Origin of the sequence: Bacillus cereus group sp. N14 (assembly GCF_016483555.1) — a bacterium.
GTDB classification, from domain to species: Bacteria; Bacillota; Bacilli; order Bacillales; family Bacillaceae_G; genus Bacillus_A; species Bacillus_A wiedmannii.
The window spans coordinates 119,035-138,237 of record NZ_JAEHBQ010000014.1 but is presented as its reverse complement, the minus strand read 5'-3'; the positions used below and the strand labels follow the sequence as shown (position 1 = coordinate 138,237).

The window sequence follows — 19,203 nt, the reverse complement described above, 5'->3', positions numbered from 1 at the left end:
GGATCAAACTCTCCAATAAAGTTAGTTTGTCTAGCATCTAAAAATAAAAATTGACGTTTCACGTTGTTTGTTTCGTTTAGTTTTCAAAGTTCAACATCGCGTTTCAGCGACTTTCATAATATATCATAGTATATTATTTTCGTCAACAAGTTTTTTAAGATAATTTGTATCTCTCATTTGCTGACTCTGCCTATTATATAGAGTTTCCCATTGCTATGCAAGTATTATTATAAAAAAATAAGAGGAGGAAAAATCCCCCTCTTATTCTTCAGAAGAAACCTCTTCATTAGATTCCTCTTCTTCATCTTTCTGTGCTTTTGCTACCGTCGCTACCTCTTGCTCATCCTCTAATCGAATTAGACGAACACCTTGTGTATTACGTCCCATTTGAGAGATTTGATCAACCGGCATACGAATAATAACACCTGCTGCCGTAATTAACATGATATCTTCTTCACCTGTTACAGATTTAACAGCTACTAATTTACCGTTTTTATCTGTAATATTACAAGTCTTCAGACCTTTACCACCACGGCTTTGTAGACGGTATTCATCAATAGGTGTACGTTTTCCATAACCATTTTTCGTTACGATTAGAACATTTACATCCTCTTCGACAATTTCCATGCCCACAACTTGATCTTCATCACCTAATGTAATTGCTTTTACACCAGCCGCATTACGTCCCATAGAACGCACATCTTGCTCGTTAAAGCGAATTAACATACCATTGCTTGTTCCTACAATAATATCCTTATCACCAGATGTTAAACGTACAGATATTACTTCATCCTCTTCACGAAGAGAGATGGCGATTAAACCATTCGTACGTATATTTGCAAATGATGAAAGTGGCGTTCTCTTAGAAATACCTTGTTTTGTTGTGAAGAATAAGAATTCATCATCACCAAATTCACGAATTGGAATAATGGCGTTAATCCATTCACCCTTATCTACACCTAATAAGTTAATAATAGGTATACCTTTTGCTGTACGACTATACTCTGGGATTTCATATCCTTTCGTACGGTATACTTTCCCTTTATTAGTAAAGAATAAAATGTGATCATGCGTAGAAGTAGTTAATAAATGCTCTACGAAATCATCATCATTTGTTCCCATTCCTTGCACACCACGTCCACCACGGTTCTGTGTTTTGTACGTAGAAGCCGGTAACCTCTTAATATAACCATTATGAGTTAACGTAATAGCGATGTTTTGCTCTGGAATCAAATCTTCATCTTCAATAAATTCCATGCCACCAATTGTAATTTCTGTTCGTCTCTTATCATTGAAGCGTTCTTTTACTTCCGTTAATTCTTCACGAATAATCTCAAGAACTTTCTCTTCATCTGCTAAGATTGCTTTTAATTCAGCGATTAACTTCATTAATTCTTGATATTCTTGCTCAATTTTTTCACGTTCTAATCCTGTTAAACGTTGCAGACGCATATCTAAAATTGCTTGTGCTTGTTTCTCACTTAAACCGAAACGTTCCATTAAGCCTTGTTTTGCAATATCTGCTGTTTTCGAACTACGAATTAACGTAATAACTTCATCTAGATGATCTAGAGCAATTCGTAATCCTTCTAAAATATGAGCACGCGCCTCTGCTTTTTCTAATTCATAAGCAGTACGTCGACGAATTACTACCTTCTGATGCTCCAAGTAATGATATAAATTTTGTTTTAAATTTAGTACTTGTGGTTCTCCATTTACAAGAGACAACATATTAATACCGAAACTTGTTTGAAGTGCTGTATGTTTATATAGATTGTTTAATAGTACATTGGCATTGGCATCACGGCGTACTTCCATAACAATACGCATACCGTTTCGATCTGACTCATCACGTAAATCCGTAATACCTTCAATTTTCTTATCACGAACTAATTCTGCAATTTTTTCAATTAATCGCGCCTTATTAACTTGATAAGGTAGTTCAGTTACGAGAATAGATTGTTTACCATTTGACTTCTCTTCAATTTCAACTTTAGCTCGAAGCATAATAGAGCCTCTACCTGTTTCATACGCTCTTCGAATCCCACTTCGTCCCAAAATTAAACCTGCTGTTGGAAAATCTGGTCCTGGAATAAACTCCATTAATTCCGCAATCGTAATGTCGGGATTATGGCTTAGTGCCAATACACCATCAATTACTTCACCGAGTTGATGCGGTGGAATATTCGTTGCCATACCTACCGCAATACCCGTCGTACCATTCACTAATAAATTAGGGAAACGCGCTGGCAATACAATTGGCTCTCTTTCAGAACCATCATAGTTATCTTGATAATCAATCGTATTTTTTGAAATATCACGTATTAATTCCATAGAAATCTTAGACATTCTTGCTTCTGTATAACGCATCGCTGCTGCTGAATCACCATCAACAGAACCAAAGTTACCATGCCCATCAACAAGCATATAACGTTGACTAAAATCTTGCGCCATACGTACCATCGTCTCGTAAACAGCTGAATCACCGTGAGGGTGATACTTACCGATTACTTCACCGACAATACGCGCTGATTTTTTATACGCTTTATCAGCTGTAATTCCTAAATCATTCATCGCATATAAAACCCTACGATGCACAGGTTTTAATCCATCACGAACATCTGGTAATGCACGAGATACGATAACACTCATTGCGTAATCTAAAAACGAGGTACGCATTTCATGACTAATATTAATTTCTCGAATTCGTGCTTGTTGTTGATTGTCTGACATCAACCAGCACCTCCTCTTACATTTCCGTTACACATACATTGATTTATATGTAGAAGACAGGAATACTTAGATTCCTGTCATTGCCCATTTAAATATCAAGGTTTTTCACGTATTTTGCATTTTCTTGGATAAAGTTACGACGTGGCTCTACTTTATCTCCCATCAAAATTTCAAATGTTTCATCCGCTTCAATTGCATCTTGAAGTGAAACTTGAAGTAATGAACGTACTTCTGGGTCCATTGTCGTCTCCCATAACTGAGTTGGATTCATTTCCCCTAGACCTTTATAGCGCTGAATCCCCGGCTTAGGTTGGGCTGGTAATTCAGCTAAGATTTTTTCAAGTTCCTTATCATTGTAAGCATATTGAATTTTCTTACCTTGTTGTACTTTAAACAAAGGTGGCTGTGCAATATATATATAACCGCACTCAATTATTTGACGCATATAGCGATAGAAGAACGTTAATAATAGGGTACGAATATGCGCACCATCAACATCGGCATCCGTCATAATAATAACTTTATGATAGCGTGCTTTTTCAATAGCGAAGTCTCCGCCGATATTTGTACCAATCGCCGTAATAATTGTACGAACTTCATCATTTGATAAAATCTTATCTAAACGTGCCTTTTCAACATTAATAATTTTACCCTTTAGCGGTAAAATTGCTTGGAAATGACGATCACGCCCTTGTTTTGCAGACCCACCCGCAGAGTCACCCTCTACGATATAGATTTCACTAATTGCTGGATCTTTAGAAGAACAGTCTGCCAATTTCCCTGGTAAACTTGAAACTTCTAAAGCACTCTTTCGGCGAGTTAACTCACGAGCCTTTTTAGCTGCTACACGCGCACGCGCTGCCATCGTCCCTTTATCTATAATCTTACGTGCAACATTCGGATTTTCCAGTAAGAACTTTTCAAATGCCTCTGAGAATACTGACTCTGTAATTGTTCTTGCTTCACTATTTCCAAGTTTCGTCTTCGTTTGTCCTTCGAATTGTGGATTTGGATGTTTAATTGACACAATCGCTGTTAAACCTTCACGAACATCTTCACCAGTTAAATTACTATCCGCATCTTTTAAAATATTATTTTTACGACCATAGTCGTTGATCACACGAGTTAAGGCTGTTTTAAATCCTACCTCATGTGTACCACCTTCATACGTATGAATATTATTTGTAAATGAGTAAATATGATTTGTGTATCCTTCGTTATATTGAAGCGCAACTTCAACCTGAATACCATCTTTTGAACCCTCTACATATACAGGTTCTTCATGAATTGGCTGTTTTGAACGATTTAAATGTTCAACATATGATTTAATTCCACCTTCATAATGGAATTCTTTCTTCTGTTTATGTTCACGTTTATCTTCAATTGTTAATTTAATATTACGATTTAAAAATGCTAATTCGCGCATACGAGTTGCTAACGTATCAAATTCGTATACTATTGTTTCCTGAAAAATTTCTGGATCTGGTTTAAATCGAGTTATCGTCCCTGTTTGATCTGTGTCACCAATGACTTTTAAATCCGCAACCGGGATACCTCTTTCGTATTTTTGATAATGGATTTTGCCTTCACGATGTACAAATACCTCTAGTTCTGTTGATAGAGCATTTACTACAGATGCCCCAACACCATGCAAACCACCGGAAACTTTATAACCGCCACCGCCAAACTTACCACCAGCATGAAGAACGGTCATTATAACTTCTACAGCAGGACGTCCCATTTTTTCTTGTATACCAACTGGAATACCACGTCCATTATCCGTTACAAGAATACTATTATCTTCTTCGATACTAACGTTAATTTCATCACAATACCCTGCAAGTGCTTCATCAATACTATTATCGACGATTTCCCACACAAGATGGTGAAGTCCTTTTCCACTTGTAGATCCAATATACATCCCAGGGCGTTTTCGAACCGCTTCTAATCCTTCAAGTACCTGTATCTGACTTTCATCATATGAGTTTTCTTCCATTTGCTTTTGTTCCATTGACACAAAGATCACCTACTTTTCCATTTAAATAGGGATTACGCCCTATCTATTTCACAATCTACCGTGCCGTTCGTTACATGAATTGTTTTCGCTTCTTTTAATGTTTCGTGTTCAATTCCGTCGACACTCGTCGTTGTCACAAATGTTTGCACTTTTCCTTGAATTGTATTTAACAGATGCGATTGACGATAATCATCTAATTCTGATAATACATCATCCAATAAAAGAATCGGATATTCCTTAACTTCTGAGTAAATCAATTCAATTTCAGCTAATTTTAGGGACAGTGCGGTCGTTCGTTGTTGTCCTTGCGAACCAAAGACTTGAACATTTTTACTATTAACGAAGAATTGTAAATCATCACGATGAGGACCAATTAAAGTCGTACCACGGAAAATCTCACGTTGTTTCACAGATTGAAAATTTTCATAGTATACTTCTTTTATTTTCGACAAATCCATTGATTCTGATACATCTACACTTGGTTTATAGACAATTTCTAATTCTTCTAATCCGCGGCTTATACCGCGATGAATTGGAGCTGCCCATTCTTGTAGTAAATGCAAAAATTCAAACCGTTTTTGCAATATTTTTGCACCATGCTCAATAAGTTGAAGTGTAAATACATCCAACATCGTTTCCTCATTCTTACTATTCCCTTGCATCTTTTTCAGCAAGTGATTTCGTTGCGTGAGCACCTTTTGATATTGACTCAATTCATACAAATAGATTGGAGCTATTTGGCCTAATTCCATATCTAAAAAGCGTCTTCTTACTTGAGGGCTTCCTTTTACAAGATTTAAATCTTCTGGGGCAAACATGACAACATTCATCATACCAATATATTGACTCAATTTTTGTTGTTCAAGTTGATTTAATTTTGCCTTTTTACCTTTTTTCGAAATATTTAATTCCAAAGACAAAGAACTATTTCTCTTTTGTAATTTCCCTTTAATTTGACCGAAGTCTTCATCCCAACGGATAAGCTCGCGATCATTAGAGGTTCTATGAGATTTCGCCATCGCTAAAACATAAATAGCTTCCATCAAATTCGTTTTCCCTTGTGCGTTTTCACCGATAATCACATTCACTTTATCTTCAAAGGAAAGCTCTAACTTTTCATAATTGCGATAGTTTTTTAATTGTATTTCTGAAATAAACAAAGGGCTCCCCCTTTATGCCTGAACTTGGAAACTTCCGCTTCCTGGAATTTCAATAATATCGTTCGCATATAATTTGCGACCTCTTCTATTTTCAAGTTCTTGATTCACGTACACTTCATATTCTTGTAAAAACCATTTTACAGCGCCACCTGTATCAATTACATCGGCTAACTTCAAAAATTGTCCTAGTGTAATATACTCTGTTGAAATTTTAATACGTTTCATAAAATCGCTCACTTTCTGAAAGTGTTCATTCTTTCATTGTACTAAATAAACTAACATTAGGAAAGTAATACCCAAAAATCAAATAAGGGCTACTAGTATCTGAAAACTAGCAACCCTTACTTCTGACTTAGTAAGTACGAACCGGTAAAATTAATTGAATAATGGACTCATCATTTACTGTACGAATTAAGAATGGTCTCATCGCACCAGTAAAGCTAATTTTAATTTCAGTACTATCTAAAGCTTTTAGTGCATCCATCATATATTTTGCACTAAAAGATATTTTTAACTCTTCCCCATCCACTTTTTCACATTGAACTTCTTCTACTACTTTCCCAATTTCTGGTGAATTCGAAGAAATTTCTAGCATTTCCTGTTCTAAAGTTGATAATTTTACAACATTATTACGACCATCCCTTGCTAATAAAGATGCACGATCAATTGCTTGTAAAAATTCTTTTGTATTTACAAAAATATCTGTTTTACTTTCGGCTGGAATTAAACGAGTTGTATCCGGATAATTACCTTCTAACAATCTTGAGAAGAATAATAAATGCTTTGTACGGAATAATACTTGATACTCCGTAATAACGATATCTACCATTTCTTCAGACTCATCTAGAATTTTGCTTAATTCATTTAAGCTTTTACCTGGAATAACAACACTCGCTTGAAATTCATCTGCGATTCCTTCGATTTTTGCTTTTCGAAGAGCTAACCTGTGACTATCTGTAGCAATGCAAGTTAATTCGCTGTTATATACTTTCCAGTTTACACCTGTCAAGATCGGTCTTGTTTCAGAAGTGGAAACTGCAAATACAGTTTGTCTGATCATATGTTTCAGTAAATCTGTTGGAATCTTAAAAACATGGTGTTCTTCAATTTGTGGTAACAATGGATATTCAGCAGAATCTAAACCATTTAAATTAAACTCTGATTTTCCAGAAATTATTTTTGTCATAAAATGATTTTCCACAGAAATTTCGACAGTCTCTTTAGGTAATTTTTTTACAATCTCACTAAAATATTTTGCTTGTAAAATAATACTTCCTGATTGTGCTACTTCTACGATCTCTTTTCCATTGTCTTCAACTGGGATAAAAGATTCAATAGAAATATCAGCATCGCTTCCTGTTAACGTAACTCCTTCTTCCGTAGCCACAACTTTAATTCCTGTAAGGATCGGAATTGTTGTACGAGAAGAAACAGCCTTCATTACATCTTGTACACTTCTTACAAGATAGTCTTTTTGTATTGTAAAACGCATAAAGAAAAACCTCCGGTAAGTATAATATTTTATTTAATTAATAAAGATAAAATATAGTAGTAATAGTAATAGGGCCTGTGGATATGTGGATAACCCCGTTGAACGATGTAAAAACAGTCTATCTACATGTGGATAGACTGTGCGTAAAACAAGGGAAGTTATTCACACTATTCAGCTACTACTTTAAAATATCGTTAATTTCTTCAACTTGTTTTTGTAATTGCGTATCCGTTTTAAGCAGCTTAGAAATTTTTTCATGAGCATGGATAACTGTTGTATGATCACGTCCACCAAATTCTTCACCGATTTTAGGTAAGGAGTAATCTGTAAGTTCGCGTGATAAATACATTGCAATTTGGCGAGGGAAGGCAACTGATTTTGTTCGCTTTTTCGCCTTGAAATCTTCCAGTTTTATTTGATAAACGTCCCCGACAGCCTTTTGAATATCATAAATGGAGATAATTTTTGGTTTAGAATTTGGAATAATATTTTTAAGTGCTTCAGCTGCTAAATCAGCATTAATATCTTTGTTAATTAAAGATGAATAAGCTACTACTCGGATAAGTGCACCTTCTAGTTCACGAATGTTTGAATCAATTTGATTTGCAATATAAAGCATAACCTCATTTGGTATATCGAGTCCTTCAGCCTTTGCTTTTTTACGTAAAATTGCAATTCGTGTTTCTAAATCTGGTGGCGTAATATCCGTAATGAGTCCCCATTCAAAGCGAGAACGAAGACGATCTTCTAAAGTTGGAATTTCTTTTGGTGGCCGATCACTTGAAATTACAATTTGTTTACTTTCTTCGTGTAATGCATTGAATGTATGGAAAAACTCTTCTTGAGTTTGTTCTTTTCCTGCTAGAAATTGAATATCATCTATCAATAAAACATCTACATTACGGTATTTATTACGAAAATCGACCGCTTTATTATCACGAATAGAATTAATGAATTCATTTGTAAATTTTTCTGACGATAAATATACAACCTTTGCGTTTGGGTTATGTTCAATTACATAATGACCAATTGCATGCATTAAATGGGTCTTTCCGAGTCCAACTCCCCCGTAAATAAAGAGTGGATTATATGCTTTAGCTGGCGCTTCGGCTACGGCCAATGAAGCAGCGTGAGCAAAACGGTTACCAGAGCCAATAACAAATGTATCAAACGTATATTTTGGATTTAGCATACTCTGTGGTAAATGATTAGAATCATCTTGTGCTGAATTTGGTTTAGAAGGAGGAAGATCAATCTCCTCTTCAGCTTGACTTTGGGGAATAATAAAGCGAATAGCTAATTTTGCCCCCGTTAAATCATAAAGTGTTTCCGAAATTAGCTCTGAATAATGAGATTCTAACCAATCACGAGCGAATTCATTTGGAGCTGTAATTGTTAACACGTCTTTCTTTAAATTATGTGCGGTTGTTGATTTTAACCATGTTTCATAACTTGGTTTACTGACCTTTTTTTCTAGTTCTTTTAAGGCGCTGTTCCATAAATCAGAGATGTTTTCCAAAGGTGTCCCTCCTTTACTAAGATGGTAAAAGAATAAGGTTGCGCAACAAATGTACAACCTAAATAAATATAAAATGTATATTTATACGAAACGTATTTTAAAACCTAAAAACGTCGTTTGTATATGAGATAGGGTTTTCGACAAAAAAAGCAAATGTGGATAAGTATTTACCCACATGTGATTAAAACTGTCCACATGTTATACACAAATTGTGGATAAGATAAAGGTGTGGAAAACTTATTCAAAGTGAAAACACAACTATAATATCAAAAAAAAGTAGCTATAGCAATGAATTTAAGAAAGTTATCCACAAAATCAATACCTTGTGGAATAAACTTGTCCACAACACGATATACTGTGTAAAAGTACGAAAAGGGTTTGTGGATATAAAAACCAAGAAAAAACATTTATCCACAAGGAAATATAGGGTCTGTGAAAAAGTATGTGAATAGGTTCAAAATGAATATTTGATGAAAATTTCGAGAACCATTGACATTTTCCTAGTTGATTAACTATAATTTATAGGACTGTCTTTAACAGATATTCCTCAGGGAGGTGTCATATAATGAAAAGAACTTACCAACCAAATAAACGTAAGCGCAGCAAAGTACATGGTTTCCGCAGCCGTATGAGCACAGCGAACGGACGTAAAGTGCTAGCAGCTCGTCGTCGTAAAGGAAGAAAAGTATTATCTGCGTAGACCACTGATCGTTCAGTGGTCTTTTTTTCTAATAATAGTGAATTTCCACTGATGAACTACAGGAGTGTCAATTGATATGAAGAAAAAATATCGTATAAAAAAGAATGATGAATTCCAGACGGTTTTTCAAAAAGGAAAATCGAATGCTAACCGTCAGCTTGTTGTCTATCAACTAGATAAGGGAGAGCAGCCAAACTTTCGTATTGGCCTTTCTGTCAGCAAGAAAATAGGAAATGCAGTAGTGCGTAACCGAATTAAACGTATGATTCGCCAGTCGATCACAGAATTAAAAGATGAGATAGATTCTGGAAAAGATTTTGTTATAATAGCAAGGAAGCCTTGTGCAGAGATGACATATGAAGAATTAAAGAAAAGCTTAATTCATGTCTTTAAACGCTCTGGTATGAAAAGAATAAAAAAGTAGCGTAAGGAAATGAATTACACTATATACATACCGAAACAAGGAGGAGCAGGCTTTGAAAAAGAAAATAGGTTTACTAGCCATGGTTATTGCATTAATGGCAATTGCTACTGGCTGTAGTGAAGTGAATCAGCCGATTACACCGAAAAGTACTGGAATTTGGAATGAATATTTCGTATATCCGCTTTCTCAGTTAATTACGTATTTTGCCAACTTATTTGGTAGTAATTACGGTTTAGCAATCGTTGTTACAACTCTTATCATTCGTTTTGCATTATTACCATTAATGATTAAACAAACGAAGAGTACGAAAGCAATGCAGGCGTTACAACCAGAAATGGTTAAGTTAAAAGAGAAATATAGTTCTAAAGATCAAGCAACACAGCAAAAACTACAACAAGAAATGATGCAGTTATATCAAAAAAATGGTGTAAACCCATTAGCAGGATGTTTACCAATATTCATTCAGATGCCTATTTTATTCGCGTTTTACCATGCGATTATGAGAACAGCAGAAATTAGTAAGCATACATTTTTATGGTTCGATTTAGGGCAGGCAGATCCGTACTATATCTTACCGGTTGTTGCGGCAATTACGACATTTATTCAGCAAAAGCTTGCAATGGCAGGAACAGCTGGTCAAAATCCGCAAATGGCAATGATGATTTGGCTTATGCCAATTATGATTTTAGTCTTTGCAATTAACTTCCCAGCTGCATTATCACTTTACTGGGTTGTTGGTAATATCTTTGGTATCGCTCAAATGTACTTGATCAAGGGGCCAGAAATTAAGGCTAGTAAGGCAGAAGGATCAAGCAAGTGAGTGTAATTACTGCTAAAGGACAAACAGTCGAGCTGGCAGTACAAGATGCTTTAAGGCAACTAAATGTTCTAAAAGACCGAGTAGATATAAATATTATCGATGAGGGTAAAAGAGGGTTCCTAGGTTTATTTGGGAATCGACCTGCAGTAGTAGAAGTTGTATTGAAGAAAGATCCGATTCAAGAATGTGAAGAATATTTAAAAAATATTATTCATGATATGGGTGTGGAAGCTGAGATTAGTAAAATTGTAAAAGGACGCGAGATTGAATTTACAATTTCTGGCGAAAACATAGGTGTTTTGATTGGGAAAAGAGGAAACACCTTGAATTCTTTGCAGTATTTAACAAAACTTGTGGCGAATCGTAGTACGAAGCAGTATATTGGCATCACACTAGATGCTGAAAATTATCGTAGTAAAAGAAAAGGTACATTAGAAGCACTTTCTTATCGATTAGCAAAACAAGTAGTAAGTACGAAAAAAAGAGTTGTGTTGGAGCCTATGCCATCTTTTGAACGAAAGATTATCCACCAAGCATTATCTAATCATCAAAATATCATTACAACTTCTGAAGGAAAAGAACCACATCGACATGTTGTAATATCTTCCAAGTGACCGGTTACTCAATTGAGTGCCGGTTTTTTTGAGGGAAAAATAGGTGTGGATAACTAAAAAACACTAAACTTATCCACTGTGAATAAGTTTAGTGTTTTTCACATGAGGACATAATAAAATGAGTTATTATTCTTTTGTAGATAGGTTCGTTATGGTATTCTAATAATTTAGTGAAGAAAATAATCAAGTTGAAATAGAGATAAATAAGCAAGTGAGGTGAAAGGACATGGAATTTGATACAATTGCCGCGATTTCCACAGCGCTTGGAGAGGGTGCAATTGCCATTGTTCGAGTAAGTGGGGATGATGCGGTTGAAAAAGTTAATCGTATTTTTAAAGGGAAGGATTTAACAGAAGTTCCTTCTCACACAATTCATTATGGTCATATTGTCGATTTAGATACAAATCAGGTTATTGAAGAAGTGATGGTATCTATTCTGCGTGCACCAAGGACTTTTACACGTGAAAATATAGTGGAAATTAACTGTCACGGCGGACTTGTTTCGGTAAATAAAGTATTGCAGCTTATTTTAGCGCAAGGAGTAAGATTAGCAGAGCCTGGTGAATTTACAAAACGTGCTTTTTTAAATGGCCGTATTGATTTATCACAAGCAGAAGCTGTTATGGACTTAATCCGTGCAAAAACAGATCGCGCAATGAACGTAGCGATTAATCAAATGGAAGGACGATTATCTAAATTAATCGGCCGTCTGCGTCAGGACATATTAGAAACGTTGGCTCATGTTGAGGTAAACATAGATTACCCGGAATATGATGATGTGGAAGAAATGACACATAATATTTTAATTGAGAAAGCTACACATGTTCGTACGGAAATTGCAAAAATATTAGAAACATCGAAGCAAGGAAAGATTTTACGTGAAGGTATTGCTACTGCAATCATCGGTAGACCTAACGTTGGGAAGTCATCGCTATTAAATAGTCTTGTTCAGGAGAAAAAGGCAATTGTAACTGATATTGCAGGAACAACTCGTGATGTTATTGAAGAGTACGTTAATGTGCGTGGTGTACCACTTAAACTTATAGATACAGCCGGGATTCGTGAAACAGAAGATGTTGTTGAACGAATTGGTGTAGAGCGTTCAAAAGAAATGATGAGCCAAGCTGATTTAGTGTTAGTTGTCGTTAATTATAGCGAGGCTTTAACGCATGAGGATGAAGATCTATTCCGTGCCGTACAAGGAAAAGATTTCATTGTTATTGTAAATAAGACAGATTTATCGCAAGTAATCGATATGGAACGTGTTACAGAATTGGCAGCGGGAAATCGTATTATTACAACATCGTTAATTGAGGAACAAGGAATAGATGAGCTTGAAAAGGCAATAGCTGATTTATTCTTTGAAGGAACAATTGATTCTGCAGATGTGACATATGTTTCTAACGCGAGACATATTGGATTATTAACACAAGCAGGAAAAACAATTGGAGATGCAATTGAGGCAATAGAAAATGGTGTTCCAATTGATATGGTGCAAATTGATTTAACAAGAACGTGGGAAATACTTGGTGAAATTACTGGTGATACCGTCCATGAAAGCCTAATTGACCAGTTGTTCTCTCAATTTTGTTTAGGAAAATAATATAGCGATGTTTTAGAAAGATAGAGATTTTTAGGAGGAATAAACAATGGGATACAATGCCGGTTCATACGATGTCATAGTAATCGGTGCAGGTCATGCAGGATGTGAAGCTGGTCTTGCGGCAGCACGAATGGGCTCCAAAACATTAATGTTAACAATTAATTTAGATATGGTGGCTTTTATGCCATGTAACCCTTCTGTTGGTGGACCAGCAAAAGGGATTGTTGTTCGGGAAATTGATGCATTAGGCGGAGAAATGGGACGCAACATTGATAAAACATATATTCAAATGCGTATGTTAAATACAGGTAAAGGACCAGCTGTACGCGCGCTTCGCGCACAAGCAGATAAGTTCTCTTACCAGCATGAATTAAAGAAAACAATTGAAGAAACACCAAATTTAACGTTGTTCCAAGGAATGGTTGAGCGTTTAATCGTTGAAGATGGCGAATGTAAAGGCGTAGTTACGCAAGCTGGTGCTGAATATACAGCCAAAACAGTTGTAATTACGACTGGAACATTTTTACGCGGTGAGATTATTATGGGGGATTTAAAATATTCGAGCGGTCCGAATAATCAACAACCATCTATTACTTTATCCGAACATTTAGAGGAGCTTGGATTTGATCTTGTTAGATTTAAAACAGGTACACCTCCGCGTGTAAATAGTAATACGATTGATTACAGTAAAACAGAAATTCAGCCAGGTGATGATAAACCACGAGCTTTCTCTTTTGAAACGACAAAATTTATTATGGATCAAATTCCATGTTGGTTGACGTATACAAGTACGGAAACACATCGTTTAATAGATGAAAACCTACATCGCTCAGCTATGTATTCTGGTATGATTAAGGGAACAGGACCTAGATATTGTCCTTCAATTGAAGACAAAGTAGTAAGATTTAATGATAAACCACGTCATCAAATTTTCTTAGAGCCAGAAGGACGTAATACACAAGAAGTGTATGTACAAGGTTTATCCACAAGCTTACCAGAAGATGTACAACGTGATATGCTTAGAACAATACCTGGCCTAGAAAACGTTGAAATGATGCGTACAGGTTATGCAATTGAATATGATGCAATTGTGCCAACACAACTATGGCCAACACTTGAAACGAAAAAAATTAAGAATTTATATACAGCAGGACAAATTAACGGAACTTCTGGTTACGAAGAGGCGGCAGGACAAGGGCTTATGGCTGGGATTAATGCAGCATGTCGTTCTTTAGGTAAAAAAGAAGTTATTTTAGGTCGCGCGGATGCTTATATTGGTGTCTTAATTGATGATCTTGTAACGAAAGGTACAAATGAACCATATCGCTTATTAACATCTCGTGCAGAATATCGCCTATTATTACGCCACGATAATGCTGATCTTCGTTTAACTGAAGTTGGTCGTGAAATTGGATTAATTAAAGAAGAGCGCTATGAGCGATTTACAAATAAAAAATTAAAAATTGAACAGGAAAAGGAACGTTTAAGCAGCATTATTATTAAACCACGTCCTGAAGTTCAAGAATTAATTCGTAGTATTGGCGGAAGTGAATTGAAAGATGGAATACGTGCGAGTGACTTATTACGTCGTCCAGAGATGACATATGAACATATTCATCTTTTAGTACCAAGTGAAGTAGAATTAAGTGATGAAATTACAGAACAAGTTGAAATTCAGATTAAGTACGAAGGATATATCGAAAAATCCTTACAGCAAGTAGAGCGTATGAAGAAAATGGAAAACAAAAAAATCCCTGTGGATATTGATTATGATGCGATTTCTAGCCTTGCCTCAGAAGCGAGACAGAAATTGAAAGATGTTCGTCCACTTTCAATGGGGCAGGCTTCACGTATTTCTGGCGTGAATCCAGCGGATGTTTCTATTTTACTTGTGTATATTGAACAAGGAAAAATTGCGCGAGTATCGAACCAATAAATAGTAAGGAGATATTGTTAGATGAACATAGAACAATTTCAATCTATGCTAGAAGAGAAGGGTATCACCCTCTCTTCTAGACAGTTAGAGCAGTTCGAAATCTACTTTGAAACATTAGTAGAGTGGAATGAAAAAATGAACTTAACGGCTATTACGGAGAAAGAGGAAGTATATTTAAAACACTTTTTTGATTCCATTACAGCTGCTTTTTATTATGATTTTTCAGAACCATTCTCAATTTGTGATGTTGGCGCAGGAGCTGGATTCCCAAGTATTCCTTTGAAAATCTGTTTCCCGCACTTAAAAGTAACAATTGTAGACTCATTGCAAAAACGTATTAACTTCTTAAATCATTTAGCACAAAAGTTGGAATTAGGTGACGTTGCGTTTTGTCACGATCGTGCGGAAACATTTGGGAAAAAAGAAGGTGTACGTGAATCGTACGATATTGTAATGGCACGTGCAGTTGCGCGTCTTTCGGTATTGAGTGAGCTATGTTTACCACTTGTAAAAGTTGGGGGAACATTCATTGCAATGAAAGGTGCCGCAGCAAACGAAGAAATTGAAAATGGCAAGTATGCTTTAGAGGTGCTAGGCGGGAATTTAAAAGAAATGTCTACGTTCCAATTACCGTTTGAAGAAAGTGAACGTAATATTTTATTAATCGAGAAAAAGCGCAAGACACCAAAGAAATATCCACGCAAACCGGGAACACCCAATAAATTACCTATTGAAAAATAAATCTTATTAGACGTAAGATTAAATTATATAAATGAAAACGTAAATGTTTCATAGGAAACATTTTATGGAGAATAGTCAATAGGCCTAAAAGGTGGTGGAATATGTATGAAAAATACGTTTTCTCGTTTATTTGGCTTTGGAGATAAAGAGAGCGAATTCGAATTACAAGACGAAAGCCATGAAGAAATAGATAAAAAGGTATATGAAGAAATACAAGAAATTCCGATAGTAAATATTACCCCTAACCGTTATCAACCACGAACAGTTTTTGATGATGCACGAATTGAAGAGCTAGCACTAACGATTCGTACACATGGGCTGATTCAGCCGATTGTTGTGAGGCAATATGAGGATGACAAGTACGAGATTATCGCTGGAGAAAGGCGTTTCCGTGCGGCAACAAAGTTAGGATGGGAAAAGGTTCCTGCAATTATAAAGAACTTAAATGATACAGAGACAGCTTCTGTAGCTTTAATTGAAAACTTGCAACGTGAGGAACTAACAGCAATCGAGGAAGCTGTGGCATATCAAAAGCTAATTGAGTTACATAATTTAACACAAGAAGCATTGGCACAACGACTTGGAAAAGGACAATCCACAATCGCAAATAAGTTGCGATTGTTAAAGTTGCCTGAAGAAATAAAACGTGCGTTATTAGAAAAAAGTATTACAGAACGTCATGCCCGCGCTCTCATTCCTTTAAAGAATGAGGAATTACAACTGAAGGTTTTACAGGAAATTGTGGAGAAACAACTGAATGTAAAACAAACAGAGGAACGAATTGCGAAATTACTAGAAGAAGCCAAACCGAAGCGTAAGGCAAAGCAAAAAGCAGTAAGTCGAGATACGAGAATTGCCATGAATACAATTAGGCAGTCATTACAAATGGTTGCTGACAGTGGTTTAAATGTTAATTCTGCGGAAGAAGAATTTGATGAGTACTATCAAATTACAATTAAAATTCCGAAGAAAAAATAATAATGGCGTGTTAGAGACCTTATCCTATTGGATAGGTCTCTTTTACTATATTTTCTTGTTAGATGAAGAAGGAGTTTAGAAATAAATTTTGAAGTTTAATAAGGACGTAAAAGAAAAACTTTTATTTCATGTTACAATAAACATAATTGTTACTAGAATAAGATAGAAAGGTTGAAAGTAGGTGACATCATGGGAAAAATCATTGCTATTGCCAATCAAAAAGGTGGCGTTGGAAAAACAACAACATCTGTTAATTTAGGGGCTGGATTGGCACAAGTAGGTAAAAAAGTCCTTCTTGTAGATATTGACGCTCAAGGAAATGCAACGACTGGTGTGGGAATTGAAAAATCCGAATTAGATCAATGTATTTACAATGTTCTTGTGGAAGATGCAGATGTTCAAGGGGTTATACGTAAAACCGCAACTGAAAACTTAGATGTTCTACCCGCTACAATTCAATTGGCAGGAGCTGAAATTGAATTGGTACCGACTATTTCCCGGGAAGTACGTTTACAAAGGGCATTACAGCCAGTTCGTGATGAATATGACTATATTATTATCGATTGTCCCCCGTCCTTAGGGTTATTAACGATTAATGCATTAACCGCAGCAGATTCTGTTATTATTCCTGTTCAATGCGAATATTACGCACTAGAAGGATTAAGTCAGCTATTAAATACAGTTCGACTTGTGCAAAAGCACTTAAATAAAAATCTAGCAATTCAAGGTGTATTGTTAACGATGTTGGATGCCCGTACGAATTTAGGGATTCAGGTTATAGATGAAGTGAAAAAGTACTTTAGGGATAAAGTATACCGTTCGATTATTCCTCGTAATGTTCGTTTAAGTGAAGCACCAAGTCATGGGAAACCAATTATGCAGTATGACGCTAAATCAAGAGGGGCAGAAGTATATATAGATTTAGCAGAGGAAGTGATTGCAGGTGGCTAAAGGATTAGGAAGAGGAATTAATGTGTTTTTTCCTGATTTAGATGTGAAAGAAGAAGAGGCAATTCAGGAGATTGTGATAACTGAATTAAGACCGAATCCATATCAACCACGTAAACACTTTAATAAAGAGGCAATTCAAGAATTATCGGCCTCTATTAAAGAGCACGGCATATTGCAACCGTTAATTGCTAGGAAGAGTATTAAAGGATATGAAATTGTTGCAGGTGAAAGAAGATATCGTGCTGCCAAAGAGGCAGGGCTCGAAAAGGTACCTGCTGTTGTAAGACAATTAAATGAGCAGCAAATGATGGAGTTTGCATTGCTTGAAAACTTACAACGAGAAGATTTAAACCCAATGGAAGAAGCAATGGCATATCAAATGTTAATGAATGAGCTAAATGTAACGCAAGAACAATTAGCAAAACGTCTTGGTAAGAGCAGACCTTACATTGCAAATTATACGCGGTTATTAAGCCTCCCTTCTTTTGTGCAAGATATGATTGCAAATGGTCAACTTTCAATGGCCCATGGGAGAACTTTGCTTACTATAAAAGATGAAGAACAATTGAAATCGTTATTAAAACGAATCGAAAAAGAAGGATTAAACGTTCGTCAATTAGAGAAAATTGTTCAGGAGATTAATCAACGCGTTTCACGTGAAACAAAACAAGTGAAAAAAGAGAGAAACATATTTTTCGTAGAACGCGAAACGTTCTTAAGAGAAAAGTTTGGCACAGATGTGAAAATTAAAGAAACGAAAAAAGAAAAAGGTAAAATCGAAATTGAATTTTTTAATAAAGAAGATTTAAATCGTATTTTAGAATTATTAGCGCAGAAAAACTAAAAAGCAAACCATCTTATTATTTATAGATGGTTTGCTTTTTTTAATACAGATAATTTTTGGTCTGTTTCTTTTATGCTTTGTGCAATTACATCAGCCATTTTCATGACTAAACTTAATCTTGTATTTTGCAGGACGAAAAACTCCATAAAACCATTTAGATTTACGATGCCATGAATATGTAAATCACCAACTGCAGGTAATTTTTTGTTCATCGCAGCTCCAGGTTTACTAGGCCCCATTCCGGTAGTGATGGAACCGATGCTTTGAGACTTTCCTAAACAGGCATCAACCGCAATTATAAATGAAGTAGGATTATCTTTCTGTATATTCTGAATTCTTTCTTCTAAATTTAGCGCATGCACTGGCTCATCTAGTGTGCCGAACACTTGGAAGTTTTTAATCCCTACTTGTTCTAGTTTCGTACCGACTAACGGACCGAGTGCATCGCCTGTAGAACGATCTGTTCCGATACAAACGAGAATAATCGGTATATTCGTTTTAATAGGGATATGGGAAAGTAAGAAGTTACTAATTGTCTCGGAGGCTTCTACGTCTTGGTGCATAACATTTTGAGTTTCTTTTTCGAAAAAGGGTAAGCGAAAACTTCCAATATTCATGAAGCATCCATCCTTTTAATAAATTTTCAAAATATGTTATATGATGAGTAAAAT

17 protein-coding genes are annotated in these 19,203 nt (G+C 35.7%); 10 read left to right on the top strand and 7 right to left on the bottom strand.

Features of this window, described 5'->3' with window-relative positions; genetic code table 11:
* Positions 1–261: 261 nt before the first annotated feature.
* The 6 genes from gyrA to dnaA all read right to left on the bottom strand — a co-directional run bounded on the left by gyrA (position 262) and on the right by dnaA (position 8,921).
* Positions 262–2,733, bottom strand: a complete 2,472-nt coding sequence (gene gyrA, locus JDS82_RS19735; protein WP_001282860.1) for a DNA gyrase subunit A — start codon at positions 2,731–2,733, stop codon at positions 262–264.
* Between the two features lie 88 nt (positions 2,734–2,821).
* Positions 2,822–4,744, bottom strand: a complete 1,923-nt coding sequence (gyrB, locus tag JDS82_RS19730) for a DNA topoisomerase (ATP-hydrolyzing) subunit B (RefSeq protein WP_000435974.1) — start codon at positions 4,742–4,744, stop codon at positions 2,822–2,824.
* A gap of 38 nt (positions 4,745–4,782) precedes the next feature.
* Entirely contained in the window at positions 4,783–5,910 is a 1,128-nt protein-coding gene (recF, locus tag JDS82_RS19725; RefSeq protein WP_000470742.1) for a DNA replication/repair protein RecF, read from the bottom strand.
* Positions 5,911–5,922: 12 nt separating this feature from the next.
* Positions 5,923–6,135 (bottom strand): S4 domain-containing protein YaaA, encoded by a 213-nt coding sequence (gene yaaA / locus JDS82_RS19720; RefSeq protein WP_000821366.1) that lies wholly within the window; start codon positions 6,133–6,135, stop codon positions 5,923–5,925.
* Between the two features lie 127 nt (positions 6,136–6,262).
* Positions 6,263–7,402: a DNA polymerase III subunit beta gene (dnaN, locus tag JDS82_RS19715; protein ID WP_001212890.1), complete on the bottom strand. Its 1,140-nt coding sequence runs from the start codon at positions 7,400–7,402 to the stop codon at positions 6,263–6,265.
* A 178-nt stretch (positions 7,403–7,580) separates the two neighbouring features.
* Positions 7,581–8,921: a chromosomal replication initiator protein DnaA gene (gene dnaA, locus JDS82_RS19710; protein ID WP_000428027.1), complete on the bottom strand. Its 1,341-nt coding sequence runs from the start codon at positions 8,919–8,921 to the stop codon at positions 7,581–7,583.
* 565 nt (positions 8,922–9,486) lie between these two features.
* Between dnaA and rpmH the strand changes: the two genes are divergently transcribed.
* The 10 genes from rpmH (at position 9,487) to spo0J (ending at position 18,532) form a co-directional block, all read left to right on the top strand.
* The gene (rpmH, locus tag JDS82_RS19705) at positions 9,487–9,621 is read left to right on the top strand and encodes a 50S ribosomal protein L34 (RefSeq protein WP_000831901.1); all 135 of its coding nucleotides are present in this window, start codon (positions 9,487–9,489) and stop codon (positions 9,619–9,621) included.
* A 76-nt stretch (positions 9,622–9,697) separates the two neighbouring features.
* Positions 9,698–10,045 carry a ribonuclease P protein component gene (gene rnpA / locus JDS82_RS19700; RefSeq protein ID WP_000731505.1) on the top strand — a complete coding sequence of 116 codons (348 nt, stop codon included), beginning with the start codon at positions 9,698–9,700 and terminating at the stop codon, positions 10,043–10,045.
* A 52-nt stretch (positions 10,046–10,097) separates the two neighbouring features.
* Complete coding sequence (gene spoIIIJ / locus JDS82_RS19695; protein WP_000726758.1) at positions 10,098–10,865, top strand: YidC family membrane integrase SpoIIIJ; 768 nt, start codon at positions 10,098–10,100, stop codon at positions 10,863–10,865.
* Positions 10,862–11,479: an RNA-binding cell elongation regulator Jag/EloR gene (gene jag / locus JDS82_RS19690; protein WP_000111517.1), complete on the top strand. Its 618-nt coding sequence runs from the start codon at positions 10,862–10,864 to the stop codon at positions 11,477–11,479. The genes spoIIIJ and jag overlap by 4 nt, the downstream gene beginning before the upstream one ends.
* A gap of 226 nt (positions 11,480–11,705) precedes the next feature.
* On the top strand, positions 11,706–13,082 hold the full coding sequence (gene mnmE, locus JDS82_RS19685; RefSeq protein ID WP_000393767.1) for a tRNA uridine-5-carboxymethylaminomethyl(34) synthesis GTPase MnmE: 1,377 nt from the start codon (positions 11,706–11,708) through the stop codon (positions 13,080–13,082).
* A 46-nt stretch (positions 13,083–13,128) separates the two neighbouring features.
* Entirely contained in the window at positions 13,129–15,018 is a 1,890-nt protein-coding gene (gene mnmG / locus JDS82_RS19680; RefSeq protein ID WP_000541059.1) for a tRNA uridine-5-carboxymethylaminomethyl(34) synthesis enzyme MnmG, read from the top strand.
* Positions 15,019–15,039: 21 nt separating this feature from the next.
* Positions 15,040–15,759 carry a 16S rRNA (guanine(527)-N(7))-methyltransferase RsmG gene (gene rsmG / locus JDS82_RS19675; protein ID WP_001019619.1) on the top strand — a complete coding sequence of 240 codons (720 nt, stop codon included), beginning with the start codon at positions 15,040–15,042 and terminating at the stop codon, positions 15,757–15,759.
* A gap of 105 nt (positions 15,760–15,864) precedes the next feature.
* Entirely contained in the window at positions 15,865–16,737 is an 873-nt protein-coding gene (gene noc, locus JDS82_RS19670) for a nucleoid occlusion protein (protein WP_000799025.1), read from the top strand.
* Between the two features lie 189 nt (positions 16,738–16,926).
* Positions 16,927–17,688, top strand: a complete 762-nt coding sequence (gene soj / locus JDS82_RS19665; protein ID WP_000516117.1) for a sporulation initiation inhibitor protein Soj — start codon at positions 16,927–16,929, stop codon at positions 17,686–17,688.
* Entirely contained in the window at positions 17,681–18,532 is an 852-nt protein-coding gene (gene spo0J, locus JDS82_RS19660; protein WP_001051814.1) for a stage 0 sporulation protein Spo0J, read from the top strand. Before soj ends, spo0J begins: the two co-directional genes overlap by 8 nt.
* Positions 18,533–18,552: 20 nt before the next feature.
* Here spo0J and yyaC read toward each other — a convergent pair whose 3' ends face one another.
* Positions 18,553–19,149: a spore protease YyaC gene (gene yyaC, locus JDS82_RS19655; RefSeq protein WP_001020739.1), complete on the bottom strand. Its 597-nt coding sequence runs from the start codon at positions 19,147–19,149 to the stop codon at positions 18,553–18,555.
* Positions 19,150–19,203 lie beyond the last annotated feature (54 nt).